Here is a 26862-nt window from a genome sequence, read left to right on the forward strand (position 1 = left end):
GCAGGGGACCTGGCCAGGACTGGCCTCCTTCTATGCCCGCTACGCTTCCCAGCACCGACGTAAGTCGCTGCACCGCGACTGGCTGGAAGCGGTCACATACGTAAAGAAAAACCCAGGACCCAAAGCAGGAAAGAACAATGCCCGTATATCCCCCACAAGCGAGCCAACTACACACGCCCAGGGGAACCAAGCGAACTCGCCCTCCACGAGTACCGGTGCAGAGCACCAGTACATCCGAACGTGGCGTAACGCGCTCCGACTTAAAGAGCATGCCTACCTCGATTCGAGGACCGGGCTCGCCCGCAGAATGGTGCTGAGGTCACTCGGGGAGGCTGCACACATGACCGCATCGAGGTTTGTGGAATTCGGCGTCAGGTCCATCGCCATCGCTACCGGACTGGACCACACGACTGTTGGGTCCCATCTGAGAGCCCTGCGCGACGAGAATGACGGCTTGGTGACTTTGGTCGAAGAAGGTCGCGGCACTAAAGGGGATCTCTACATGCTGACCGTGCCGGAAGACGTGAAGGCGGCAGCCGAGGACTTGACGTGGCAGAAAGGGAAAATCCATGCCATGAGGCCCATATTCCGCGAACTAGGCCTGCCGGCGGCTTTCGTTTACGAGGCATTGGAGCACTCCCCCGGTCTGTCGACGACCGACATCATTACGCTGACTAGGCTCTCCCGGACGGCTGTCAGCGAAGCGCTCGAGGTAATGGCCGCCTGGAACATGATCGCCCGGGACAACAAAAGATCCTGGTCAGTCGTACCTACGACGTCGTTGAAGGACCTTGCCGAGTACTTCGGGGTCATGGAAGCTGTCGCCGCGCAGTTGCATCGCTACCGGATAGAACGAATCCTCTGGAAGGAATGGCTGTCAAAGAACGTCAATACCGTCGCCGAGCTCCTCTCCCCCGGTGAGGACTATCCGTGGGAGGATTTCGAAGGTCCACCTGATGAATGGGCACTCGCGGATTTGGCATTCGCCAGATCTGGCTAGTGACCGTGCGCGGGAGGCATGGCATCCCACTGCTAAGTATCGAGCAGGTTATCTCGGAGTTCGGTCACGTATCGATTCCATGCCCCACTGATCTTCTCGAATTGGATCGTTGCATTCTTGAATATGCCTGTTCTACTTCATGCCAACGCATTTACAAGTGCAGTTTTGACTGCCTTTCTACTGTTCTATCTACTGCGTGGCAACGTGGTTCGTGTGGTTGAGCGGGCCGGGGGAGTTGCTTAGCACTAGGGGCTTTACGCAGTTCGGATCACAGAGGTTTTCTCCGGAAACGCTGGGTCTGATGCTTAAGTAAGCTAGGTTTTTCTGCGGGCACCATGTGCTGCCGTGGCGAAGAGGCCGGACTGGCTATAGGAGGGATCAGGCTGTACCTGAGCACCCGCCGCCCTGCTGCGGGACAGCTGCCCTTCCTTGAGCCATGGCAGCAGCCTTGGACTCCGTCGCCTTCAAATGGTCGCACTCAACCCTCCTTAACGTAGGGACCGTCGGCGGCCGCAGTATTGTCCAAACCGGAACCAGGGTTGCGTCGCGAATTATGTACGCGACGTTCGGCACCGGACGGACTGGATAGATATGGGCGGATCGCGCAGCCATCTGGCTGACCGTGAGTACGGTTGGGCCACGATAGCTCGTGTCCGCAGCCGGGAATACGAAGTTCTCCTGTCCGGAGAGTCGGTGACGTTCACGGTCGAGGGCGCCGTCCGTGGCTCAACGCTCGTCCCTGTTAGCCCGGTGGTTCATCTGCGCCGATCCTGGCGGCGGCAGAGTCTTATCACGCGGCCAGCGGCCTCTGCCGCCGCCAGGATCGGCAGGGTCGTCCTTGATGCCGGAGGTTTAGCCGACAGGATTGGTGGCGGGGCTTCCGCTGCACAACGCCTGGGCACGTGCACTCCGCTCCCCCGCCAGGAGATGCTGGTGGCGTTCTATTTCTATTTGCCTCTATTTGTCTACTGCGTTACTTACTGCGCGTTTAGCGCTGTGTGAGCTGCTTAGAAAGTCTGCGGTCACCGCGGTGATTAGTGCGCAGTAAGTGCATAGTTAGTGTGCAGCGGTCTTATGGTGGATCCCTAATAGTGCGCCGCTAGGATCGGCAAGGTCGTCCTTGATTCCGGAGGTTTAGCCGACAGGATTGGTGGCGGGGCTTCCGCTGCACAACGCCTGGGCACGTGCACTCCGCTCCCCCGCCAGGAGATGCGGGTGGCGTTCTATTTCTATTGCCTGTCTAATCTTTGTTTACTGTGTTACTTACTGCGCGTTTAGCGCTGTGTGGACGGTGCGGTAACTGTGCAGTTTACTGCATTATGTAGAGCGTCGTAAGTGCACAATTAGTGTGCAGCGGCCATTTGGTGGATCTAGAATAAGCAGTAGTAGCAGCAGGGTTCCTAGTGTGACCCGCGTGCATAGCAACTTTTTGTTAGTTACCTAAGTAACGCGGCGCAGTTTGCAAGCAGAATTATAGTTACTTGCGAATGGTCGTGGAGCTAGTCGCCTTCTACTGGATGTCAACTCCGTAGCTAGTGGGACGCTACTGTACAACTACTGCAAAAGTAACTTCGACTGTGTTGTATCCCGACACCATAGTGAATGTGCAGCTGCCTCGCATTGTCCGCGTCTAGGATGTGCACTATGGATACGGCAACTACCTCTTACACGTTGTCGCCCGCCGTTCAACTGGCGTCGCGACGTACTATCTGCATCTCCAATGGCAAAGGCGGAGTCGGCAAGACGACCGTGACCACCAATCTCGCTGCTCTTCTCGCTGAAGCCGGCTACAAGGTGTTGGTCGTTGACCTAGACTCTCAAGGCGACACGTCAACCAATTTGGGCATCATCAATGATGACCGATACGACCGTGGCGAAGCGCTGGATATCGCGGTCCGGTACGACAAGATCCCGGTGCCAATCAAGGATGTACGGCCCGGACTGGATGTCCTCGCCGGCGGCAATCACACAGCGCAGCTCATGGACACATTCCAGGGAGACGCCTCCCGTCAAGGAAAGATGCGCGGGGGAGTGGCTCGCACCTTGGCCAAGATAGCCCCGAACTACGACATCGTCCTGATCGACACCCCGCCGTCAGAGGCCGGCTGGACCGCTATTGAGGAAGCGATGTTGGCCTCTCGTTGGATTCTGGCTCCGGTGAAGCCTGAGCCGAAATCCATTCGTGGTCTCGAGTCTCTGGCCCGTCGCATTCTCAGTGTCCAGAATGACAATCCAGCAGTAGCGCTGCTCGGTGTCATCCTCTTTGGCATTCCCACGAATGCCAGAAACGTGGACAAACAGGCGCGCACCCTGCTCCAGGAGTCCCTGGACGGCATCGCGCCTGTGTTCGAGGGCAGCATCCGCGACGTTGTTGCAGCTGACGCCGACGCCAGCTTCCGGGGTCTCGCAGCACATGAGCTGGCCGCCAGGGCAGCGACTCAATCACCGTTCTGGGAGCGGTTGCGTAACAAGGGCAAGAGCTCGGATGAACCCCGTATCGCACAGTCAGCAGGAAACTTGGCCGAGGATTACATGCGGCTGACTGAGCAAATCGTCCATGAGCTTCAGTCCCAGGAGGAAGCGCTTGACGAGAACCTTGAGGTGGCCGCCAAGTGAGCCTGCCGTCGAGCCCAGGAAAGATGGACCTCAGCGCCCTGAGCGGCTTGAAGAGGCGCGTGCTCCAGCCGGTGCCGTCTACTCCAACCGAAGTGGCTCCAGCCGAGCAGGTTCCTGCAACAACGCCGGAACCCGTAGCTGAATCGACCGAGAGTTCTCGTGCGCCGGATTCTGTACCTGCTAAACCTGCCCCTCCTACCGGGGAACCAAGCACGGTGGAAGAGCCCGAATCGGAAACCGCGGCGGCGGCTCCACCCGTCCAGTCCGTTGACCAGCCCGCGCCATCTGATGGGGCAACGGTCGCCCCGAAGATCGAACCAGCAGAAGAGGAACACTCAGGCCACGTCACTCTCTACCTTCCCAAGGACTTGAACCAGTGGCTGGGAGAGCACCATGACATCACAGGGATCTCGTACCCAGGGATTGTCCTGAACGCGATCAGCTGGGTCGCGGCAGAGAACCGGTTCGGCCAGATTTTCGCGCCGGATGACAGCCAGATTCCAGCGAACGACATCTTCGGGCGGGCGCCAGCCACGCCTAAGCTTGCTCGTGGATCAGTTGAACCGGAGACGAGGCCGCTGCGCTTCCGCAAAAACCACATGAAGGTGATCATCAGTCTCGCTCGGACCTGGACAGCTGACAACAGGAATGCGTTCTTCGTCGGAGTTCTCACCGCCTACAGGAAAGAACATAACAACGAATAACGATCTGTTGGCCCTGGACAAGTCCCATGCCAACAAGAGCCGCGGTGTCGCCCGAAAGACCCCGCTGGGACGAGATATTTCGTGGCTTGGTCGCCTAGTTAAATGACAGGCACACGCGTGCGAGTCGTGCTCGTTGATGCCTATGCTCATCGAGGCCACGACGGCGCCGGGGAAGCAGCACCATGCCGCAGGCACGGATCCTTTTGAACGGCTCATCAAGGAGCACAGCGCGCAGCAGCTGGGTTGGCGACGGGCCGCACTTGCGCCGTCAGTATCAGGCGCTAGCTCTCTTCAGAACTGGTTGCCGGTATCAAAGCTTGGTCGGAATTGCGGTCAAAGGTTTTGGAGTTGGTACGGCGGCCGCCTCTGTGGCCGCGGCCGTCCCGCCACCCAGGTAGGACCTCGTTCAGCCTTTTCTCCCTGGTAGGGTCCAGCCTGCCGGCGCGGTAGTCGATCCGCTGTCCGTGCAGCCAAATTCCCAGGGTGCGTTCATGGGTGTCGTCTGTTTTTTGATGTCTCGGCCAGTCCCCGCCGGCGGCACGGATTTTTTGCAGTTCCTGCAGCCGCTGCTGCCAGCGTGCCTCGTCGTCGGCCTTTCGTGTTGAGGGCTTGTCCCATCCGGGGATGACTGCCAGCGCCTGGACATAGATGGGGGAGAGGGTTTCTTGTGCCGCCTCCCGGCGTCGGTGCGCCAGCCATACACCCAGTGCCCGCTCTCTTGCTGTTTTGCCGTGGGTGACGGGCAGCCTGCCCTCGGATTCGTGGAAGGCGATGACGTCGGTGAGATTCCGCATGCCCGCCTCGGGTGTTCGTCGGGCTGGTGGGGTTAGGGCTGCTTGGTGTTCGTCCCGGATGCCAGGCTCTGCGCGGGCAGCAATTTGAAGGTGGTAGCGGACGGTGGTGTCCGCGACGTCCTCTAGGGCGGCGATCTTTGATGTGGGGATGCCTTTGCGGTACATCAGCACGAATTCCGGGTCAGGGGCGACGCGCTTCACTCAGATCACCTCGTTGCTTTCCATGCGCAGATAGCGGTACACCGTGGCCCGGCTGGCGCCGATGATCTTCCCGATGTCGGCAGGCGTTAGCCCTTGAGTTTTGAGGTCGCGGGCACGCTTAACCTTCGCGTGATCGGCGGTTATTTCCCTTCGCCCGGCCCTTCGCCCATGTTCGGTGGCCGCAGCCATGCCCGCTTTGGTCCGCTCGACCAGTTGGTCGCGTTCGAGCTGGGCGAATGCCGACATGACGGTGAGCATGGCCCTGCCCATCGGCCCCGTTGTGCTGATGCCTTCCGTGACGCTGCGGAAGTGCACGCCCCGGCGCTCCAGATCATCGATGAGGGTCAGCAGGTTCCTGGTATTTCGCCCCAGGCGGTCCAGCTTCCAGACCACGACCTCGTCACCGTCCCGCAGGTGTTCGAGCATCCTGTCCAGCTCTGGCCGGCTAGCCAGCGATCCGCTGACGCCATGGTCGGTGAAGATCCGGTGGCAACCAGCTGCCTTTAAGGCCGAATGCTGCAGGTCCGAGTTCTGGTCGACGGTGCTGACCCTGGCGTAACCAATACTCCCCAAACCGACTCCTCATAGCTCATCAAAGGCTCTATTCCGTTTTGTTGAGAATAACCCAGGTGAGACACATTGTTGAGACGACCCACCGCGCCCTGGAACCCCAGAAGACAGGTATCAACGAAGGTTACTATGAGCAGCTAGCCGCATCTTGATAAAGGATCCTTTTGTGAGATAGCCAGCGGGCAGGCCCATCGGTGTTCCCGCCTCCGGGTCTTCCTTGCCGGTTTGTGCCCGTAACAGGCGCCTTGGCATGCCGCTCGGTCCGCGGGCACGCGGGCCTTCATCCTGTCTTCCTCCGCCGGGAGGGGGTCAATACGCTTGTTCTCATCTAAGCGGGCGCAGCTGAGGACGATGCGGTCATCAACCGCCATAAAACGCTATCGCCGCAGCAGAACGAGACGGAGTCCGGCACGTCGTTTACACTAGCTTGGCGGGGGAGGGTGATCATCTTAGCTTCGCCTTGGCCCACCGCTGGACAGAACGCCGACTCCAGCTGAGACATGATTGCTAGGCCCGAGTCAGTGCCTGTGAGCACTCCTTAAATGTGCAGGCATGGACGTCATCAGCTCCAGAAGGCGAGGGTCAGAGAAATTTGTCGAGGACCTTCTTGAATGCGATCGGCGGCCTTCCATGCGCGTCAGGATCTGGCGGTTTCCGGTCTCAAGGGACAGGGTTCAGCCGCCAGGGCCTTTGCCCTCACGACCCCGTGGACGGAGGCGGAGGTCCCGTCCGGCCAGGAGGATTATCCGAGCAAACTTGGAGCGGGGAGATCCGTGGTTCAGAATCCCGGGGCTCTGTTTCGTATAAGTAAAGCCGCTCTGTCCATTTGAGCTTTGGCTTGGTAGCAAGAATGTACATGATCGGTCGGGGGCATCGGCTCTCCGGCGAGCTGGCAATCGATGCAAGTAGGGAGACGTCAGTTTTGCTTGGGAATGGAACACCGCGGGGATGAGTGTGCCAGTCTCCAAGGTATTGGATTGTGCCCTGAGACTCGGCAAACAGTAAGTCGATTTGCTCATATTGCCAGTCACGATCAGGTGTGAAAGCCGCGATATGGTGTTGGGCTTTGGGGCCCGGGCCAACCATGTTAGTGATTACGACGTTTCCGTAGTGCCAATGGCCGAGGAGGATCCCCCCCGTTTCATATGGCAAGGCGGAAGCTGCTTCCCGCAGGATGGCACCTCTTGATTCAGCCTTCCATTGGACGGTCACTTGAGCCTCGGTATCACACATCATGACTTCCGCATTCTGGATGCCTGGTCACCCGAAAACCTTGCCAGACGGGCGGTATGGGTTGCCCGTCCTCATTTCTGAGGTTGAGGATGTGAGCGTCGTAGCCGTCTTCGGGATATCCGCTTGGAGTTGTTCGCATTAGCGCACCCACGATCACTCTCGCCGCCTGGAGCGCGATCACGGAGAGATCGAATCCGGCGCCTGTGAACGTTGGCGCCGCACAGCCGACCGGCTGAACTAGAGCGCTGTGTACCGCCGTTGCCTCGGGTATGGACCCTGCACGTTGATGCCGTTGGAAGCAGCCGAAACAACCGTCGGCATCGGGAGTAATCTTCACGACAGTGCCGCCGCCGATTCCGGGTGTCCCCTCAAGGGAAACCCATGGAGTGCTGGTGTCCCAGGCGAGCAAGCTCGTGTATTGCTGGACTCCGACCTCTACTGTCGCATCTACTACCAAGTCCACTGAGGTGAAAAGGGCTTCGAGGATTTCCGTTTCTGATTGGCCGTCGACGAGTGCAGGCAAGCCGACGTGGAATTTCATTGGACTCGCTTGAGCATAGGGATTAATTTGGCGGACCCGATGGGCCATGGCTGCACTCTTATCCAGGCAGACGCTGTCTAGCGCTCCGGCGTGGCGAGCGAGGTTGCCTGGTTCCAGTATGTCTTGGTCGAGCAGATGAAACCTCCCGACGCCGGCACGGGCAAGGTGTTCTATTAAGACACTGCCGATTGCGCCGCAGCCAATCACTGCCACGGACTTTCCTTCAAGACCATGAGTCTCGGGCGTTCGGTACGACAGGTCGGAATGGCCAGCGCGAAAAGCGCGGACAAGTTTGTGCGTTTCAGGTGTCTTGAGGACGGTTGGTGAACCCTTCCCTCTGCCCTTTTTCGCTTGCTGGATAGTCCCGTGTTCTTTTAGAACGAGGAACCAGCCGAGGCCGGTGACATCCCTGCCGTGCTCCTCGGGGAATCCCACCGCACGGACTTCCAAAGCTGGTGCACCAGGATTTTGTGGAAAATTGTTCGGCCAGGTACTTGCGCTATCCGCTTCCCGGGCTAGCCGCCAGATGTCCTTGGGGTCGTTCGTGGCGGGGGGCTTATCCAAGATGATCCAACGTCCCGAGAGTGCGCTCGGCCGATAGGGTTCAAATGCTGTGTGAAGGCCGTCCGGTGCTTCATAGGCAACTTGGCGGCCCGTTCGCATCTGATCCAGAATGATGAGCAGGCGTCCGGCGGCACCGTACGCGATTGAAGCCTGCAAGTCTCCGGATGTGCCGACGGAAAGGTCCATGCGGGCTGAATCAATGAGGAACCCTGCAGACTCTGAGTATGTGTAGTAAGCGCTGAAAGGCTCGCCTTGTTCAAACTCGTCGAGACCTTCTCCTGGGGCTGCTTGTCCGGCAGCCACTGCGCGTTTCAACTGGTTGTCCAGAAGTCCGGCCAGATGCCATTCAGGGATCCAGTTTTCGGTGGACCTCTCTATAAGGCAAAGATCTTCTGCAAAAGGATGCTGATGGTGACCCATCGTCAGATCCGACGTTGTTACCCTCGGTGGCAACAGTGGGTAGGAGTCTGGGAGCGTGATCGAAAGCGTGAGAGGACCGGTGCCCGTTTTTTGCTCTGGTGCCAGGACGGTCAGCACCCATAATTTTCCGCCCTGAATGTCCTGCTGAAGGACGTGGTAGCCGGCCTTCTGGAGCTGACTAATTTCCTGCTCCAGAAGGCCGTCCCGCAATCTGCGGATAGACCGCATGTTTAGCCGACCTTGCCAGGCTTCGGCGGGCGGGGAGGAAAGTCGGGGTTGTTGGGCGTGTCCGGGTGTTCGGGGTGCTCCGGGTGTTCCGGGTGTTCCGGCTTATCTGGTTTGTCAGCCACTAGGGGTCCTAACCTCTTCAGGAAGCCGCGACGGTCACGGTCCCGATCCCATTCTTACCCACGGCACCGACAATTAGGGGAAGCGAGGCATCGGCGTCTGGAACGGATGACTATCATGATTCCGGCGCCGTTCTCCACTAACCTGATTCGCTGACTAGCACCCTTCTCCCCGCGGGTGAGTTCCATCTTGGACGATTCGGTAATGATCGGTTCGAATGTTCTGCTGAATGCTTTAGGTATTCACGGCCTAGTCAATAACGACCGTTTGAGACCAAGGCGTGGGCATGTGCTGCTGAACGCAGATAGATCGACGGATGGTGCTGTCAGAACTCTTTGTCGTTTTCAAAGCGGGTCAGAACCGAGGAGGGGCGTTATTGACTACTGGTCAGGGGCGTAGTCGTAGCCGGGCTGCAAACACGGTCGGTGACGAACTCGTCAGGTTGGGGTATTCGTTGGCAGGCATAACGTTAGTGCTCGTAGTTAGGTCTAACGGGCGTGTCATGGTTCAACCGCCATATGTAGGCCTTGACCTTCGGTATCGTCGCAAGCATGACTCCATGCGCTGTTCTCCGCTGCCAGGCCCCCGGTTCCGACGTCGTCACAGGCGGCCACTACCTCAACGACGTGCACGAGGCGTACATCTGTGCTGAGCACAACGAAAAGATCAATGCCGGGGAACTCTGGGACGTGAAGGACGGGACCGTCCTCATGGGGCAGGACTTGCCGCCGGCCCTCACAGGCTGGAACAGCTCCGACAGCAGGGGCACACGCGGATTTGTGTTGTCACTGAAAACATCAGATCCAGAGGCCAAGCCCTTTGACGTGTTCATCACCCCCGATTTCGCCAAGCACTTGCACATGCTCACTGAAACACGCCGGGGAGAATGACCAACTGTCCCGCCTGGACTCTCACTGAAGCTGTCCAGCCCACCGGGGCCAGCCGCTCCACGCTGCGTCGCTACCAAGCCGCCGGCAAGTGTCCCAACGCCTACAAAGCCAGCTCCAACGCCTGGCGCTTCCCCTTGGAAGGCCTTGTTCCTTAGTTTGGTTGTCAGCGTAGGCATTACTGTCCACGCCGCTCAATACAACGCCAGCCGAAACGCCGTCTCACCGGCACCATCGACGGCTCGTATGGGGATTCCTGACAGTGCCCTTTCAGGTCGAGGTGCAGCTGATGGCAAACCGGGGGAGAGGTGAGCTTGCCGTACAGCACCGGTGAAGGGGGAGGCTGGATGAGGGCCGCAATGGTGGTGTTTATCCTGTTTCTTCGTCGAGGACCCAGGCGCGTGTGAGGCGAATTCTCATGCGTAGTTCATCAGGGAGCCGGTCGTAGACCTCGAAAAGGTGATCGAGTACGTCGTCGGCGTCCCAGACTCGCGTTGTGAGGCGGTCGGTGCGTATCTCGGCTCGTGCTTGCTTGTTCAAGCCGCCCCAAGCGACTAGGAGGCATTGATCGGCCCTGTGCTGGCTCATGGCTCCTTGAAGGCCGCGTACAACCGGTGAGCCGATAGATCCGTCTTCCGATTTCACCTCGACGATGAGGGTGGGGGAGTCCAGGCCGAGGGGTCCGCGGCCGGCGATGATGTCCACTCCCTGATCCGGTCCCGGTGGAGACACCTCGCAGACGTAGCCCTCCACACGCAAGATCCCTGCCACAAGCTCGGTCAGGCCATGTCCTCTAAAGTTCTCGACCAGGTGGGTGCGTACCCGGTCCCGAATGGTCTCCAGAGTTGGAATGGCAGGTGGGTCAACAACGTCGTCAGCCTCGCCACCATCAAACGAACCGGTGGCAGCGGTCGCGGTGGTGGTCGTGGTGGCAGTTCCTGTTGGCGTGGGGTGGGTGTTGTTGCCCGGGTCGAGCCCGGTGTCGAGGAGACGCCGCAGGCGCTGCTCGGCGTTGTTCTTCGACGCCTGAAAGACGGTCATAGCTCCGTTGATGGTGTTCAGCAGGTCGTCCTTGATAGCGGCCCGGGGGATGTCGGTGGTCTTCCAGTCAACGGTGAGCGTGTGGCGGGTGTTTGGGTCGAGATCATCCGCCCTGTATTCGTAGCCTCTGGCGCAAATGCCGAGGGCGATCTTCTTCGTAGTCTTCAATGGCATCACCACCAGATCGCCGGGTGTGATGGTGTGGCGGATCGCCCAGAGCTGGCCGGTGAAGTTCGCGATTCGTCCGGCTGAGGCGGTCGGGAACGCGGTCTCGACTGCGGCGCGGACTTGGTCCTTCGTTGTTGCTGCGGTTAGGTCCGCGACCTCGAACCAGCCCCCACCCGATAGGCCCTTTTGGAGGGCCCACTGCTCACGTTCGCCGTACTTACCGGCTCGGATGATCCACGCAGTCATTCAGCACCCCCGTTCAACAAGTCCCTCCGTACAGCGTCTACCAGTCTCAGCGTAGTCGTGAACTTATCCGGAACCTTCTGCCAAGGAATCCAGACGACACCCTGTGGAAAGCGCGCCGCGGAGCCGCGCGTTCTGCGACGCGTTAGTCCTAGTTGAGCGGCAATCTCGGGCTCATTGGGGACCATTCAGGGATCCTTCACCGGACGCGCAGCTTTGCAGTCCTGCGCTCTCGTATGACTAGGGTTTCGAGGCGGGAAGGTTACGAGACGCAGAGGTCACCGAATACGGGGTCGGCGAAAGCCCTTGCACCGATCTATTGGCGCGTGTTCGAAGAGAAGGTCAGTGGCAAACTCGCCTTTGACGAACGCCCGGGCTGGCAACCGCCCCTCGAAGATGTACGACAAGATAGCCCGAGGTCCCTGAAACGGGCCGGGATGTTTGGCCGCACTCGCGCGTCTGCGGGGTGTGATATTTGCGGTAACCCCGGCGGTACCGGCCCCGGCAGGCGTGCCTGGTGCTGACGCCGCGCGCCTTACTTTCGGGGGCTTACTGATCCTCTGGAAGGTGTCCCAGCGTGCCAGCTATGAGTCGAGCGGACTTGACGCTTAGGCGGGCTCCCGCGGGGATTACGCGAGAAATAGTATGGCCAGAACTACATCAATGTAATTATGTTTCCGTTATCAAAAGCCGCTGTAAGGCGATTTGAGGGCCAGACGGGCACCGCACGGTACATGTTGCCGGCGTTCCGGATAAGCCTTGGGAGGGGCCGTGGAAGGCTGCTGAGAGGGTGCTAGGACGGTGTCGTGCACAAGGGCCGAAAAGGTGTGCTAAAATTAATAGCAAGGCCAGTTTTGGGAACGCTAGAATGCCCTGCTGGTTACCTCCAAAGGTGGAGGAGTCCAAGCAGGGCTAGGTTCCATATCGTTGCTCAGGCGATAGATCTAGCTTACTCGGACTTGGCCGTTGTGTCTAATTACGAGGACACGGGGGCTGCCCGTTCTCTGGCGCCGTCAGGAGCGAAACAGTTCAAACCCCCGGTTGGAAAGCCGGAGTGAGCAGATCATCATGACCTTCCTTTCAAATATTTACGCCCTCCCCCCGAACGTCCCGTTTTTGGACGTTGACGTGGATAACGACAACCTTTTGTTCGCAGATGGCAGTGCCATCCGCAACGCCGCCGGCCCCTACGGGGTGCGGGCCCAAGCCCAGTTGACCGGTTTCTTCACCGGCCTGATCCAGCTCCGCCAAAGCCCGTCACTTGCTGACAGGACCCGAGGGCTTTCCATCCTTCAGCGAATGAGTGAACCCGGGGAGACCCGGTTGGGCTACTCCGCAAAGGGAACGAACGGCAAGGGATTCGGAAACGGACTTGGCAGCGTACTTTGGACCGCACTTGGGAACCGCCTTTGCCAGGAACAAGCGCTGACCCGGATCGAACACCTTCCGCTGTTCCTTGACGGCGTTGACCGGGACCTTATGTCCGACATGATTACGCGTGTGGCCATGGACATCTTGGTTGACTTCACGCATGACATGATGCGCCAATATCCCGCCCTGGCCGCCACCACCACCACGCAGAACTTGATGGTGTGGGACCCCCAGAAATTCGACTGGGTCTCCAAGAGCTGCCAGCTGCCATTCGTCGGCGGGAAACAGCTGGTCCTTATTCCCCGGAGCTGGGTGACGTGGCAGCCGCTGATGCACCCCAACCCGTTCTACAACCGCTACACGACTCAGGCGGTTCAGGACGAGCAGACCAGCATCACCCTGGACGGGAAAATTGATAAGCCATACAAATGGCAGATCAAGGCCGATCACCCGAAGATCAAGCAGTTCAACTCCGAACGAACCCTGAAGGACATGTCCGTGAGCAATCACGTACAGGAATACCAGCAGGAAGTCGACCAGGCGTATGTCCCGCTTGATGCAGACGAGGCCCGCAGCCGCATTTTGAAGGGTCTGCCGAAGGCCAGCTAGGCCCGCCCTTGCAAAGCTGGGCAGGTCCCCAGGAGGACCTGCCCAGCCCTTCGGGGGCCACGGCCCTCCTGTTATCGCAAAGCGCGGATGGCGATCCTTAATTGGGCGGTTGTAAACGTGCCACAAGGGTCTATGCATCAATCCAAGGGCTATGAAGCGCCACAACCGCAAAGCGCACGGCCGGAATGGGCCCGGGGCCGGCACCTGAAGCCCCTCGGTGGTAGCCGCTTGTCCAACACTTGAGGTTTGCAGCTTCAGTGCCCACGAATTGAATGTCAGACATCGGCTGTACCGTTCCAAGCATCGGCTACGAGTGAAGGAAGAACACGATGTCACCTGACGGCTACCCCAACCCAGTCGCGATCTCGCGGCTTACCCCGGGCGAGATGTCCCGCGAACCACAGAATGTGCGTGCGATCAACTGGTTGCTCGCACAGCCCGGTGGACCCGTTGTGGTGGTGACGCCGCGGAAGGACTTTGATGGAACGAGCCTCATGAAGCTCGTTGCGCAGCCACGCGTGACGCATCGGACCTGGCGGGGTTTCTCACGAGGGGTACTCTCCGGCACTCGGGTTATTCACGCTTGGCCTGACCGTCAGCACTTGGACGATCTTTGGGGGTGCGCAGCAGATGCGATCGTCGTCATCGAGTGGAACGAACGGCACACTGCTGAATGGATTGCAGACGCCAAGCCGGTGCAGCTCTTTCTCGATCAGACGGTGGATCCGAACTTGGAAGCTGTGGACGAGGAAGCACAAGAGCCGCTTCCGAACGGGGTGGAGGGCATCTTGGAGCACATCGCGCATATGGCTGCCGGCTACTCGTCTGGTCTGAAATGGAACGAAGAAGACAAGCTCAAGGCCGACATGATGAATCGACCGGAGCGATGGGGACCGATCACTGTGGACCAGGTTCGCGTTAAGTGCCGCGAACTTCGAATGAGGCCTAGGGACGTAGACACGATCGCAGGGTTCCTCCAGCGCCGCAAAGAGGGTCGGCGCTTCAACGTGCGCAGCTCTTACCGCGGGTTTCAGTTCAACTGAGCTGCGGGTGACAAGGCTTTGCATTGACGGTTCGTGGCCTGGATTGCTTTGCGGGAGCCTGTCTCACCGAAGCGCAGGACGTCAATCAAATGGCTGTTGACGCTCGATCATCCAGACACGGTGACGCTCGCCTCTAGCGAATCCTAGATCGGACGGCCGGAACCGGCTGACGGGAACACGCTGAATGCGACCCCCGATCGCTTGGGCGAAACGCTCATTCAAACTTCGCGCGGCGGCGTTGTCCTCGAGAGTGGCCATCGCTATGCCGCGTTGCGGCTGCCATCTGACGGCCGCTTTTAGGAGCCCGAGTCCTACCCCTCGTCGCCGCGCGGAGGGAACTACTGCGACCAACTGAATGAACAGCGGGTCGGAATCGGCTTGACCCGCGAACACACAACAAAAACCGACAGGATAATCAGCAATCTCTGCCAGCAAAACGAGTTGCTGCCCAATCCTCGACACGTTGTCCTCGACAGAATGAATGTTGGTTGACTCGCAGTCTGCCTGCATCCACCGCATCCGGCGACCGTCCTCCGCCGTCTGCTCCGCCCTACGGATCAGGACCTCCGAAGGTGGCAATGCCTCTAGCCCTTGCTTCCATGCGCCAAACCCTGGTTCGTAATATGGGGAGTAGGGGTTGAACATACCCGAACACTACCAATGGCGAATGGCCGCTTTGGGACCTGTCTGAGCGGTGGCAGCATGGTCACCACTCAGCCTGTGCCCGTTAGCCGGTCGATCAACGGGCGCAAGATCATCGGATCCCCTAGGGGCTCAGTGCTGGTTCATCCCCCAACTGCAACCTGCTCCCGAACGTCTCGTATCCCTAGTCAGTCGACGTGTCGGTGAGGCTGAGTTTCAGCATTTCCGGCCTCACAAGCACAGCCGTCTAAAAAGACACCTCGCCGGAAATGTCAGAGGCAACCGCTATGTTCTGCGCATGTCGAACGAATCGTTCCCGGAACGCCGCGATATCTACGCCGTTCTTGGTGCTCCTGACTCGCGCGTCCCGGTCCAGGCCCCGGAAGATCGCAAGGAAGCCCGGAGGATGAAAGGCGGGAATTCCTTCTACTGCTCGACCGCACTCGGCGGATGCGGAGGGGAACTTACATTTGCGATCGGTGATGTCAACGTTCCCCACTTCAGGCACCAAGCGGGAAGCAGATGCTCACTCATCTCATCCAAATCCCAGGCTGACCGCTACACCCACCTTGCCATGCAGGAAGCATTGAGGAGCTGGATCGAAACCATGCCGGGATTCTCCTGCCGTCTTGAGGTCTCAATCGAAAACGGACGAACGGATGTTCTGGTGACGGGTCCGTCCTTTGAAGTTGCACTAGAAGTGCAGCGTTCGGCGCTCTCGGCCCGCAACGCCCTGGAACGAACCGCGGTCTACGGCCAGAGGGCCAACGTCGTGCAGTGGTTGTACGCGTCCAAGGACATCGAGGCCTACAAGACAGAACTTGCTGACCGCGGCTGGAGCCTGAGGATCTGGTGGGGCTGGGCCAAAAAGGAATGCAGGATCGGCGTCAGCTACGAGACCGATAACGAGACCGACGTTGAAATAAAGGAAATCGGCGGACCCCTGGGCGACTGGGAGGTAACCGCCCGCGGTTTGGCCTCGGCCCATCTCCGCAAAGCGAAAGAGGCAGTGGAACGCCGACGAGCCGCGGAGCGCGAGCGACAGCAGCAAGAGGCTGAGGACGCGCGTTTGCGTGAAGAGGCCAAGAAGGCACGGGAAGTAGAAGTGCGAAAACGCAGGATCGAGGAGCAGAAAGCATCACGGGCAGCGCTTCTTGAAGCCCTGAAGCATACCCCGGAGGGGCTGGAAAACAGATGGCCCTCGTCATGGCCCCAGCTCAGGGGCAGCCCCAGCCAGGTCGCATGGGCAGAATCAATCCGAGCCCGAGCCGTCGCCTTGTTGCGTGAAGAGCTGGTTGAGGAGTGGCTTCCCGAAGCCCGAGGGGTGCCGGTCGCCCTGTGGTTGGCTATACAGTCGTCGGCCTCATTTTGGATCAATTGCCGCTTCAAGGACACCCTGGCCATAGTTCAGACGTACGAGCATCAATTCGGTTCACCGGGGCAATCCCGACGTTGAGGAGCCGGACTACGGAAGGTTGCCGCACGCTTCTATCCGCCGATTTCATAAACCAAGTGAGTCGAAACGCTAACGGATTCACGCCCGGACTGCTGCCCGTAAGCCGGTCGATCACCGTACCGCGGAAGTCCGCCGCCACGTTCCGCGCGGTTGCTGGCCCAGGCCATGTACGCAAGACCCGCACGATCAAATGCACGGTGATGGGGGGGGATTACTGCAACCATGTTCGTTATGACTGGAATGAAGATCGGTTATGCCCGGGTCTCGACGAACGACCAAGACCTGACCGCCCAACGCAATGCCCTCTTTGCCCTGGGTGTAGAGGAGGCTCAGATCTATGTCGATCACGGACTTACGGGAGCGAATCGGGTGCGCCCTGGGCTCCGTGAAGCGATGGCGGCGTGCCGGGCCGGCGATACGCTCGTGGTGACCAAGCTCGACCGGCTGGCGCGCTCCCTTTCCGATGCCAGGGACATCGCCGACGAGCTGACAGCCAAGGGGGTAGTGCTTAGTCTCGGCGGCAATAGCCACGACCCAACTGACCCCGTGGGCCGGCTGCTGTTCAACGTCCTGGGAATGGTGGCCGAGTTTGAGGCAGACCTGATCCGGATGCGCACCCGCGAGGGCATGGCAGTCGCAAAAGCGAAGGGGCGACTGAAAGGCAAGCAGCCAAAACTGTCCAAGACGCAGCGGAAGCATCTTCTGACCCTGCACGACGCCGGCGAGCATACGCAGGCTGAATTGGCCGAGCTGTTCCGGGTGTCACGGACGACGGTGTACCGCGAGCTCCAAAGACGCACCATCTGAAGACCGACGCCGTGCCGACTGCCAGGAACGCGCCAAATAGCGCCGCATAAAGACCGCCGTTTACCGCCGAAAGTCACAATCCCGGCTGCGACCAACCGAGGACGCTTCGGGCCCTTCGGTCCTGATAAAGGATCCATTGCTGAGATGTCTTCCCGAGGCCCCTCACACCGCCTGGGCCAACCACTCCTTGATGCGCGAGACCGTTTCGTCCGGGCGCGGGGCCGTGGAGTAGACCCGCAATTCAAGATAGTCAGGCACGTCTATCCCGAGTTTTGGCAGGTCGTCCTCCCGCAGGCGCACGACGCGGTAGCCGGCAGCGAGCAGGTCACGGCTCTTACGCCGGTCCACCTCCATCTTGGCTTCTGGCCGGTGCCAGTAGGCGCCGTCGTACTCAACAGCCACCTTCACTCCCTCGTGCTCAACGAGGATGTCGACCGACCACCGCTTCCGGGTACTGAATGCCGAGTCCCGCACGAAAGCGCCCGACTTCACTGTTGTGAAGAGTAACTTGGCGGCATCAAAGTGCTGCTTCTCCACCCGGGATTTTCCACCCTCACGGCATTCCGGGCATTCGGAGCCGTTAGAGCGGGAGGAAAGGTCGGCTTCCCACCGATGGGAGGGGTCAACGGAGCATATCCACCCCGGAGTGAAGGCCGTACGGCCGTGGGGACGGACATGCCAGACGTCCACCGGATTCGTGGGATCCCATTCGGCGGCCAGACCTGGATCCACCCATCCCACGGAGTCCAGGATCGTCTCGCATCGCGGGCACCGCAGTCGATGGTACTTGTTCCGGTCACGGACAGGCTCTTCCCACTCATAGCCGCAGCAGTCGGCCAGCCAGTACGCCATCCTCTTGGAATTCGGACCGACCTTCTGAGGCGTCCCCTTGCCGTTCAATGTCGGGTGCCACTGGCTCGCAATCTCCGGCAGAACCTCGGCGAGGGTTGTCGATGGTCCATCGACTTTCGGCGTGCGGCAGAACTGGCAGCCCGAGCTGAGAAAGGTGCTTGGCGGCACTCTCGGGTGATGCCCGTTCTCGCAGCGAAAACGTCGCGGGACGCCGCCGGCGGTCATCACCAAGCGGGGGTCGGCTTCGTCCGCCCAGGCTGAGAAAAGCTCCGGAATATCGGAAACCGGGGTAGCTTTCAACCGTTCCCATTCAACATCCCACGCGGCGCGCCGCTCCTTCTCACACTTCGGGCACTCGGCCTTGCTCGTCATCGAGTACACGGCGGCAGTGAAGCAGTGTCCACACGACGGGCACCCCCAGTGGCATTCCCTATGGGCGCGTGCAGTAATGGTTGCCAAGACCGAGACGTCGTTGAGGTCATGGTTCCACCAGGCCAAAGCAGGGTTCTCGGAGTCGATGAATAGGTTCTTGGCCCTGCGAGGCTTTTCCGCGAGGGAGCTGCTCGACTTCCCATTGCGTGTGCAGACACACCCCCAGCCAATGTCGCCCATTCGTTCGGCCTGCTGGATGCCACACCGTGTGCAGCGGGTGATAATTGGCCATCCCCCGCTGGGCAGGTCCACAATCTCTTCGACCGGCTCGAAACCGTTCCGCGCCAAGTGTTCCGCAACTTGAGCCCTGCTGACGGTGTCCCGGCTTCGGGAGATGATGTCGGCCTCAAGCGTCCAGTCGACCCAGTAGCACCGTCGGCACGCGGGCTCATCGCGCATGCGCAGTTCGAGGAGGTAGTCGAACTTGTAGTCGCATTCGGCGCCGCAGTGGCGGCAACGGGTGCGCCAGCGTTCGGCCTTACCAGGGAACGCCGTCACTGGATCCATACCCAGCTCACCGAGGATCTCCACAAGGCACGGCTCGCACCATGCCGGCTTCGTTCGCGTGGTGAAGGCCGCCGGGTTGGCGCAGCCCGTCGTCGAGCAGGTCTGAGACGCAATCGGCATGAAATCCCCTTTTATCCTTTGCTTCCTGCGTCGGGTGAATATGAGTACAAGGTTCCAAGGAGCGAACTCATAGAGGCAGCAAGCACCTGACGGCATTTGCTGAGTTCGTCTACCGCTGTGTGGTACCGAACATGGTCACGTGTCTTCCATTCCGGAGGAATGTGCATGAAAGCTTTGTCACCGGCCTCGCGTTCTGCCCTACTTCGGCTTTCAAGCCACATGTTCTCGTTGATTCTGTCTGCGAAATCATCCAGCGCAATTCTGAACCTCTCCCACTCCTCTCGGAGAGTAGGGTTTTCAAGCTTGCGCGGATCTCTGTCCCACATAGATCTACGCTCATCCATTTGCTGCACGAACCACAAAGGCAGATGGCCAAAGTGGATGTGCTCGACGAGGTAGACATGGAAGACGCCGTGGAGGTCCCAGCCGCCCAGCCACTCGCGCACGAGTAGCAAGTCTTTGCTATCCCGTTGAAGAGCCCATTGTTCGGCCTCCCACTCCCTCCTTAAACCAAGTTGCTTTGCGCGCAGCTGAGAACTCGCCCAGAAGCGCACGAGCCACGGGAGCAGCCCCAATAAAGTCGCGAATGCGACCCAACCCCACAGCCCCGTGGCTGTGAGGAACTCCTGGGTGAGCGGAAAAAACATTCCGATCAATGCTGCTACCCCGCCGATGGTCGCTGTCCAGGTCAGAGTCTCGCCGACGGGGTTCTTGGTATGACTAGCCACGACCTGACTCTAGCTGGAAGGTTGTCGGTTCACGCTCAATGCCTGCCCTGCTAGAACTACCCGATTCGGGACTCCAGAGCTGGCGGCGCCCGAGGACAGAATGCACCGGTGACCCGTGGTGTCCCTGCACGGCCACATAGGATGGGCGCACATGGGGGTTAGCAATAAGGGGGATGTTGTGAAGTTCAGGATGATCGGTGTGGCTGCGGCGTGCATCGGATTACTGTTGGCAGGGTGCGGTACGCCGACGGCTGAGCCGGCGGCTTCGCCGACGCCCACCAAGACTGTGAAGCTAACGAAGGTCCCCGACGTCGCCGGCAAACCGTTTTCGGAAGCCCGCGACCTGCTGTTCAAAGCCATCATCAAGTACGAGGCTGTGGGCAGCGACGGCGTGAAATTCACTGCGACGCCAGACGCCGTCTTCATGGTCGTGAGCTCCGACCCTGCGGCGGGCTCGGAGATCGAGGCCGGGGGAACAGTGGCCCTGAGCCTGGAGGCAACCCAGGCGGAAGCCACCGCGGCCGCGGCCGTGAAGGAAGCTGCGAGGGTCCGGTCCCTGCGGTACAGCTTCAAATGCTCCGCGTCGGAGAACGCCATCACGGCGAAAGATAACAAGTCATTCACCAAGCTCCAGGAGATCTGGGAAGCCCCGGATTTCGCACGGTTCAAGTCGTGCGACCTCCGCGTCGGGGGCAAGTGGTACATGGATCGGTATGAACTGGAACCCGATGAGGCCGCTGTTGTGAAGCAGATCGGAGCCGACGGCGGGGATGCCAGTGCACCCTATATGGCGTACGGGAGCGTCTTGCTGCTCTGCGCCATCCCGCCCAAAGACGGGTGGGACACGAAGTACGGCGAATACCCCTCGGGCGGGCCGAAGGTCAGGGCCGTGGCCAAAGCCGCAATGACGATGTGCCCGGAGGCCCCGTTCGTTGCGGAGCTGTTACGGGTCGCAGGTGGTGTGCCGCCTGCACCGAAGACCGCGATGGGGGACGGAACATTCGTGGTGGGCAGGGACATCGCCGCCGGGTCCTTCCAGGTGAGCGTCCCGTCCGGGGCCAACGGCGTGCACGACTGCTACTGGGAACGCACGAGCCCCCAGGGCGAAACGAGTGCCAATGACTTCATCTCGTTCGCGCCCCAGGGACCGGTGGTCACCGTCTATGCAGGTGAAGGGTTCGTCAGCCGAGGCTGTGGCAACTGGAGCATGATCGGCTGACCTCGGCTGGAGGAACGGGGCGTCATTGGTCCGTTCCCCCAGCCGCGGCAGGGAGTCGACCAGCAGTACACACTATGTCCTGGCTCCAGATCACGGCTTCACCGTCGATCACGCATCCTGGGGGAACAGCCGACGCGACCGCTGAACAGAGTTCGGGGAAGTACCGCGTCAGTTCCTTGCCCTGCCGGGACCATCAAGTGGCGCGGTCGTCGGCCCTTACTGCAACCGGCGTCTTGGTGACGGCACGGGCCAACGCGACTGTCACCGGGGGACAAGCCCGGCCGGCAACCCGGCTGTGGGTCCATGGCCTAACGCTACGCAGGCCGGGGCCTAGTTGTCAGTGACAGCTTCCAGCAGCCACTGCTCCGACGGCGGGTTCCGGCGCAGCTCGAAGGTCCGCAGCGGCGAGTCCGACGTGTAGCGGACTTGGACCTTCCAGTGCTCGATATCAACGACGTTGCCGACGCCCATCGGGGCGCTCCGGCGGGTGTCCCACCAGGAGTCCCTGGTGAACCAGTGGACAGGTTCTTCGGCAACGGCCCAAACCTGTCCGTCGTGGCGGACGGCCAGGGGAGCGCCTGCGGGTGTGAACCGGACGTCCACGGGTGCATCACGGGTGGGGGTTCTGTGGTGACGGTCATGAGGGTTTGTTCCTTGGTAGTGCTGGGGTGTGGTGGTCAGGCGGCTTTGACGAGGGGCAGTTCGTCCCAGTGGGTGGTGTAGCGGGGGGAGAGCATGTCGCGTTTCATGGTCCAGTCCGGCCCGGCCCGGATGCCGCCGTGGCCCAGGCCGATGGAGCCGCGGCCGTACCTTCGGGTGACGTCCTCCAGGAGGGTTCCGATGTGGCGTTCCTCGTGCGGGTTCTCGAACAGGGACAGTGGTGCCTGGTTGCCGGTGGGCCGCAGGTCGGTGAGCATGATCCCTGCCCGGGCGTAGCGGACGCCCTCGACAATCCGGGGCAGGAGCGCGTGGCCGGCTTTGGTCAGGATCACCGGGTCGGCGGTGGGCGTCGGCAGCGGCACACAAACTGAGGGGTAGGAGGTGTCGTTGGGGTTGAAGTGCGAGGTGCCGGCGAACGCGGTGAGGACTTTGGCCTGCAGCCCGTGTTTGGACAGCCGCGCCGATGCCTGCTGCCCGTACACACTCATGACCTGGCGGATCCCGGCGGCTGTGGTGATGGGTGTGGCGAAGGAGCGGGAGAAGATCAGTTGGTCCCTCCCGATCCGTTCCTCTTCCATGGAACTGCAGGGTGTGCCCTGCAGTTCCAGGACGGTGCGCATCATCACGACCGAGAACTTGTCCCGGATCGCGACCGGGTCCGCGCGGACCAGGTCGGCGATGGTGAAGATGCCGATCACGTTCAGCCGCTTGGTCAGCCGTCCGGCGATGCCCCACACTTCCTCTACGGACAGCCGCCCCAGCAATGTCTCCTGCGCCGCAGCGGGGACGGAGTCCCAGTGGCAGACGCCGTCAAAGGCTTTGTTGTTTTTCGCCCACTTGTTGGCCAGCTTTGCCAGCGTCTTTGTCGGGGCGATCCCGACACAGACCGGCACGCCGACGTTCCGCCGGACCGCCGCTTTCATGGACCGGCCCATCGCCAAAAGCTCGTCGGGGGTGCCTTTGACGCCGAGGAAGGCTTCGTCGATGCTGTAAACCTCCAGCCAGGCCGAGTACCGGCCCAGCAGTTCCATCACCCTGGCACTGATGTCCCCGTACAGCTCGTAGTTGCTGGACAGTGCGACGAGGCCCCATTCCTTGGCCCGGGGGGCGAGCTTGAACCAGGGCTCGCCCATCGCGATGCCCAGGGCTTTGGCTTCGGGGGAGCGGGTGACTGCGCACCCGTCATTGTTGGACAATACGATCACGGGCTTGCCTTCCAGGGAAGGGTCGAACGCCCGCTCCGCGGAGGCGTAGAAGCAGTTCACGTCCACATGCGCAATCTGGGGCATGTGCCGCATCGGCACCGGCTTAGACATTCCGGCCCCTAGACATGATGCAGACACCGGATCGCGGTACCCCAGATGGTCAGGTCCGACAACGCCGGCACGTCGATGTCCGGGTACGCCGGGTTCTCGGCCTGCAGCACCACCCCTGTCGGGGTGATCCGCAGCCGCTTGATCGTCAGCTCCCCGTCCAACACGGCGATGACCACAGAGCCGTCCTTGGGTTCCAGGGCCCGGTTCACGATCAGCTCGTCCCCGTCGCTGATCCCCGCGCCGGTCATGGACTCCCCGGACACCCGCACCACGTAGGTGCTGGTGATGTCCTTGATCAGGTGCGCGTTCAGGTCGATGCGGCCGTCAAAGTAATCCTGCGCCGGCGACGGGTACCCCGCCGCGACCGGCCCCGGGGAGACCAACACCGACAACAATGACACGCCCGCCTCTATCACGCGGGGGCCAATAATCACGCCCACAACACACCTTTTTCGAATATATGTTCGATTCGCTGTTAACCATACGCCCTGGCTCTGACACTGGTCACCACAAGGAACGGTTTGTACCCAATGGGGACAGCTTTGAGCTGTGCGGAGGGCTCCACCTGCCCGCCAGTGGGCATAACCCGTTCCCGGCCCCGCGCCAGGCGGTGGTGAGTCGGCCAAGGGGGTTTCGGTGGGTCGGGGCTGGCGAACTGCTGCGCTTCCGGCCTTCCATCGCGGGGCAGTTACATCGGCGGCGAACCGGCGCGGCGGCCGCCGCTTCGTGCCCTGCCTTCACGCCAGCCGGGAAGGGCTGAGTTCAGTTGTGCTTTTCGGTTCCTGGTCAGGATTCCGTTGCGGTGGTTGATCCGCTGCCCGTGGAGCCAGACTCCCAGCACCCATTCCTCCTCGGTGGAGGTCTTTTTGTGCAGCGGCCAGTCGTTGCCGGCCTTCCGGTATTTCACGAGCTCGGCCAGCCGGAGGTTCCACCGGGCTGCGTTCTCTTCGGTCCGGGTCGGTGGGGTGTTCCAGTCGGGGATGACGGCCAGGCCTCCGCGGTAGGCGGGGGAGAGGGTGCCGGCGGCTGCAGCGTTCCGCTGGTAGGTGAGCCAGGCACCCAGTGCCCGTTCACGGGCGGGCTTCCCTCCCGTCGTCGGGAGCCGGCCCTCCTTCTCGTAGAAGGTGATGGTGTCGGCCATGTTCTGCAGCCCGCGTGATGTCTCCCGGGTGACAGCGCCCCGGGCTGCCTTGTGCTCGGCCCGGAGTCCTGGCTCGGCCTGCGCGGCGATGCCAAGGTGGTAGCGGACGGTACCCAAGGGCGCCCCTGTCACGGCGGCGATCTTCGTCGGGGGGAGGCCCTTCCGGTACATCAGCACCCACTCCGGTTCCGGTGCTTTTCGGTGGATCTGCGTCTTCACAACATCATTCTGCTTCGGCCGGATCCCGCATCGCGGCATTCCCGGCCGGCGCCCGGGTCCGGACTGTCGCTGATGAGGAGCCTTTTCGAGGGCGTTCACCCTAAAGACCACGCCGGGGGGCGTCCGCTTCGCGGCCGGCTGTTTGGGTCCAGGGTGCGCCGTCGCAGAGCTCCGGACCCCTGAACCTGGTCTGTCTACGACGTTTTTGGGCTGCTGTCCTTCGGATTGTACGTACCCGCTCCGGCCCCTCTAGCCCCTCCTTCGTCGGGGCCTGCGCCGCGGAAATTCTTCTCCGGCGCTCCTACGTCGCTGATTTCCTTTCGAAGATTTTCCGCCTCTTGCCCTGCGGGTAGACCGGACTCCACGGGCACAGCTCCGCAAGCTTCGCCAGCAGCCAAAAAACAACGGGGGGAGAGGGGACGCTGGCCGGTCACCACGAGCCGCCCCACCCACCGAACTTCTCGGCAAGAAGGAGCAACACCATGAGTGCAGTCCGCACCGCATCAGTGACCACGAAGGACACCGGCGAAACGATCGACGGCGTGACCGTCTTGGGGAACTACCACATGAACGACGGGTGGGACTGGATGGACCTGATCGGCCAGCACGGCTGGGTCGCTGTGCCCGGCTGGGGGTCCGACGGCTGGGATCTAGGCCAGTGGCCGTATGTCATCGTGGCCGCAACGGCTGCCACGGATAACACCGGGAAGCTGTTCGGGGTCGCCACGTACTGCGAGGGCGACGTGACATGCACCTACTACCGGACCCAGGCCCGGCAGTGGGACGCGATCACCGAACAGGCGTTCTTCCACTGGAAGAACGGGCAGGCCCACGGCCCGGACGACCTGCCCGAAGCGGCCGCCGAGCTCCCGAGCCGGTACCGGATGCCCCCGGGGTGACCGGATCTTCGGGGCCGGTCACCGTGGGCGGTCCGCCGCCCCTGGGCTGGCCTGGGTGCGTGGTGGCCGGCGGCGGACCGCCATACCGCAGGATCCAGGTGCGGGGGGGCCTGCCGCCGGCGGCAGGCCCAGGTGCCGCACGAGCGGGTGTTCTCCCTGTGGTCCGGGTGGAGCATGTTCGCCACGGCTCACACCCGTAAGGGCGTCCGCTGGCGCGGCCGGCTGTTGGGTCCAGGGTGCGCCGTCGCAGAGCTCCGGACCCCCTGAACCTTGGTGTGTCTACGACGTTTTCTGGTTGCTGTCCTTCGGATTCTAGGCGTCCGCTCCACCCCGTCTAGCCCCTCCTTCGTCGGGGCCCGCGGTGCGGGAATTTCCCTCCGGCGCTCCTGCGTCGCTGATTTCCTCCGGGAATTTCCCGCCCCTTGCCCTTCGGGTAGACAGGCCTCCGTCGGCCGCCGAGCAAGCAAGCTTGCCAGCAACCAAAAAACAACGGGGGGAGAGGGGACGCTGGCCGGTCACCACGAGCCGCCCCACCCACCGAACTTCTCGGCAAGAAGGAGCACCACCATGAACGACGAAAACCGCACCGCACGCGCCGCACTGACCCGCCTCTTTGAACCAGGCGACCTTGTCGGCCGGGCGCTGGTTGCCAAACACGGCGCACACGCCGCCCTGCGGATCGCCATCGGCGCCCGCCCGGCCTTCCCGTTCTGGGACGTCGACGCCGACGAGCTGGCCGAAGGCCTCAGCCGCTGGGCACCGCGCATCCACGACCTGGACCCGGAGAAAGACCTGGCCACCATTGAACGGCTCGGCGGCGGCTTCCTGGTCCCCGGCGATGAGCACTGGCCGACCGGCCTGGACGACCTTCCCGATGCCCCGTGGGGCCTCTGGTACCGGGGCAACATCGGCAACGGCATCCCCGCCCCGTCCCGGTGCGCGGCACTGACCGGCTCACGGGACAGCACCAGCTACGGCGCGGCCGTCACTGGAGACATCGCCTACGGTCTGGCCCAGCGCGGGATCTGCGTCATCTCCGGCCTCGCCTACGGCATCGACGCCCACGCCCACCGCGCCGCAGTGGCCGGAAGCACCGGAGAGGGCCCGGCCACCATCGCCGTCCTCGCCGGAGGACTTGACCGGGACTACCCGTCCGGAAACGCCGACCTCGCGGCCGCGATCCGCGCCAACGGCGTGACGCTCTCCGAACTGCCCCCCGGGAACGGCCCCTACCAGGCACCGTTTCCTCCAGAGGAACCGCATCATCGCGGCCCTCGCAGGAGTCACCTGCGTCGTCGAAGCGCGCTGGCGCTCCGGTGCACTGAACACCGCACACCACGCCGAAACCATCGCCCGCCACGTCGCGGCGGTCCCGGGCAGTGTGCACAGCGTTATCTGGGTGCTGTCAACACTGATGCGCTGGACGCCGCGGATTTGTTGTGTCAACGACGTCCACGACTGAGGGCGATTTGTCAGGCGTGATGCCGGTCAGCGTTCGTCGGGAGGATCTC

At 61.4% G+C, this 26862-nt stretch carries 22 protein-coding genes and 1 pseudogene; 11 read left to right on the plus strand and 12 right to left on the minus strand.

The genetic code is table 11. The features are described from left to right. The 3 genes and pseudogenes from PY310_RS19570 to PY310_RS19580 all read left to right on the plus strand — a co-directional run. Positions 1–1000: pseudogene (locus PY310_RS19570) on the plus strand (MarR family transcriptional regulator); the annotation flags it as partial. Between the two features lie 1644 nt (positions 1001–2644). Beyond that, entirely contained in the window at positions 2645–3616 is a 972-nt protein-coding gene (locus PY310_RS19575) for a ParA family protein (RefSeq protein ID WP_131684938.1), read from the plus strand. A 23-nt stretch (positions 3617–3639) separates the two neighbouring features. Beyond that, positions 3640–4320 (plus strand): hypothetical protein, encoded by a 681-nt coding sequence (locus tag PY310_RS19580; RefSeq protein ID WP_275216223.1) that lies wholly within the window; start codon positions 3640–3642, stop codon positions 4318–4320. 281 nt (positions 4321–4601) lie between these two features. Here the strand turns inward: PY310_RS19580 and PY310_RS19585 are convergent, their stop codons facing one another. The 4 genes from PY310_RS19585 to PY310_RS19595 all read right to left on the minus strand — a co-directional run bounded on the left by PY310_RS19585 (position 4602) and on the right by PY310_RS19595 (position 8871). Then, the gene (locus PY310_RS19585; RefSeq protein WP_275216224.1) at positions 4602–5315 is read right to left on the minus strand and encodes a helicase associated domain-containing protein; all 714 of its coding nucleotides are present in this window, start codon (positions 5313–5315) and stop codon (positions 4602–4604) included. Continuing rightward, the gene (locus tag PY310_RS19590; protein ID WP_275216225.1) at positions 5316–5888 is read right to left on the minus strand and encodes a recombinase family protein; all 573 of its coding nucleotides are present in this window, start codon (positions 5886–5888) and stop codon (positions 5316–5318) included. Positions 5889–6581: 693 nt separating this feature from the next. After that, positions 6582–7121, minus strand: a complete 540-nt coding sequence (locus tag PY310_RS21710) for a Mov34/MPN/PAD-1 family protein (RefSeq protein ID WP_419095527.1) — start codon at positions 7119–7121, stop codon at positions 6582–6584. Continuing rightward, positions 7111–8871: a ThiF family adenylyltransferase gene (locus PY310_RS19595; RefSeq protein WP_275216226.1), complete on the minus strand. Its 1761-nt coding sequence runs from the start codon at positions 8869–8871 to the stop codon at positions 7111–7113. Before PY310_RS19595 ends, PY310_RS21710 begins: the two co-directional genes overlap by 11 nt. 671 nt (positions 8872–9542) lie before the next feature. On the opposite strand from PY310_RS19595, the gene PY310_RS19600 reads away from it, so the two are divergent. Further along, on the plus strand, positions 9543–9881 hold the full coding sequence (locus PY310_RS19600) for a hypothetical protein (protein ID WP_275216227.1): 339 nt from the start codon (positions 9543–9545) through the stop codon (positions 9879–9881). A gap of 366 nt (positions 9882–10247) precedes the next feature. Here the strand turns inward: PY310_RS19600 and PY310_RS19605 are convergent, their stop codons facing one another. Beyond that, positions 10248–11333, minus strand: coding sequence for a restriction endonuclease (locus tag PY310_RS19605; RefSeq protein ID WP_275216228.1), 1086 nt, complete (start codon positions 11331–11333; stop codon positions 10248–10250). Between the two features lie 1065 nt (positions 11334–12398). Here PY310_RS19605 and PY310_RS19610 point away from each other — a divergent pair. Next, complete coding sequence (locus tag PY310_RS19610; RefSeq protein WP_275216229.1) at positions 12399–13310, plus strand: hypothetical protein; 912 nt, start codon at positions 12399–12401, stop codon at positions 13308–13310. Positions 13311–13639: 329 nt separating this feature from the next. Continuing rightward, positions 13640–14353, plus strand: a complete 714-nt coding sequence (locus PY310_RS19615; RefSeq protein ID WP_275216231.1) for a hypothetical protein — start codon at positions 13640–13642, stop codon at positions 14351–14353. 81 nt (positions 14354–14434) lie between these two features. Here the strand turns inward: PY310_RS19615 and PY310_RS19620 are convergent, their stop codons facing one another. Next, positions 14435–14998, minus strand: coding sequence for a GNAT family N-acetyltransferase (locus tag PY310_RS19620; RefSeq protein ID WP_275216233.1), 564 nt, complete (start codon positions 14996–14998; stop codon positions 14435–14437). 295 nt (positions 14999–15293) lie between these two features. On the opposite strand from PY310_RS19620, the gene PY310_RS19625 reads away from it, so the two are divergent. Next, positions 15294–16451, plus strand: coding sequence for a competence protein CoiA family protein (locus PY310_RS19625; RefSeq protein WP_275216234.1), 1158 nt, complete (start codon positions 15294–15296; stop codon positions 16449–16451). Between the two features lie 231 nt (positions 16452–16682). Further along, positions 16683–17258 (plus strand): recombinase family protein, encoded by a 576-nt coding sequence (locus PY310_RS19630; protein WP_275216235.1) that lies wholly within the window; start codon positions 16683–16685, stop codon positions 17256–17258. 162 nt (positions 17259–17420) lie between these two features. On the opposite strand, the gene PY310_RS19635 is transcribed toward PY310_RS19630, so the two are convergent. Continuing rightward, entirely contained in the window at positions 17421–19169 is a 1749-nt protein-coding gene (locus tag PY310_RS19635; RefSeq protein ID WP_275216237.1) for a zinc-ribbon domain-containing protein, read from the minus strand. 11 nt (positions 19170–19180) lie between these two features. Beyond that, positions 19181–19897 carry a hypothetical protein gene (locus PY310_RS19640; RefSeq protein WP_275216238.1) on the minus strand — a complete coding sequence of 239 codons (717 nt, stop codon included), beginning with the start codon at positions 19895–19897 and terminating at the stop codon, positions 19181–19183. 151 nt (positions 19898–20048) lie between these two features. On the opposite strand from PY310_RS19640, the gene PY310_RS19645 reads away from it, so the two are divergent. Continuing rightward, the gene (locus PY310_RS19645; RefSeq protein ID WP_275216239.1) at positions 20049–21116 is read left to right on the plus strand and encodes a PASTA domain-containing protein; all 1068 of its coding nucleotides are present in this window, start codon (positions 20049–20051) and stop codon (positions 21114–21116) included. Positions 21117–21446: 330 nt separating this feature from the next. Here the strand turns inward: PY310_RS19645 and PY310_RS19650 are convergent, their stop codons facing one another. From PY310_RS19650 to PY310_RS19665, 4 genes are all read right to left on the minus strand, one after another. Further along, complete coding sequence (locus PY310_RS19650) at positions 21447–21719, minus strand: hypothetical protein (RefSeq protein WP_275216241.1); 273 nt, start codon at positions 21717–21719, stop codon at positions 21447–21449. Between the two features lie 74 nt (positions 21720–21793). Then, positions 21794–23092 (minus strand): Y-family DNA polymerase, encoded by a 1299-nt coding sequence (locus PY310_RS19655; RefSeq protein WP_472925637.1) that lies wholly within the window; start codon positions 23090–23092, stop codon positions 21794–21796. Between the two features lie 8 nt (positions 23093–23100). Beyond that, positions 23101–23532 (minus strand): LexA family protein, encoded by a 432-nt coding sequence (locus PY310_RS19660; RefSeq protein ID WP_275216243.1) that lies wholly within the window; start codon positions 23530–23532, stop codon positions 23101–23103. Positions 23533–23780: 248 nt separating this feature from the next. Then, the gene (locus tag PY310_RS19665) at positions 23781–24452 is read right to left on the minus strand and encodes a helicase associated domain-containing protein (protein ID WP_275216244.1); all 672 of its coding nucleotides are present in this window, start codon (positions 24450–24452) and stop codon (positions 23781–23783) included. A gap of 482 nt (positions 24453–24934) precedes the next feature. On the opposite strand from PY310_RS19665, the gene PY310_RS19670 reads away from it, so the two are divergent. Beyond that, the gene (locus PY310_RS19670; RefSeq protein ID WP_275216246.1) at positions 24935–25351 is read left to right on the plus strand and encodes a hypothetical protein; all 417 of its coding nucleotides are present in this window, start codon (positions 24935–24937) and stop codon (positions 25349–25351) included. 567 nt (positions 25352–25918) lie between these two features. Continuing rightward, entirely contained in the window at positions 25919–26833 is a 915-nt protein-coding gene (locus tag PY310_RS21775; protein WP_472925638.1) for a DNA-processing protein DprA, read from the plus strand. The last annotated feature ends 29 nt before the right edge of the window (positions 26834–26862 follow it).

Source organism: Pseudarthrobacter naphthalenicus (assembly GCF_029076445.1).
GTDB classification, from domain to species: domain Bacteria; phylum Actinomycetota; class Actinomycetes; order Actinomycetales; family Micrococcaceae; genus Arthrobacter; species Arthrobacter naphthalenicus.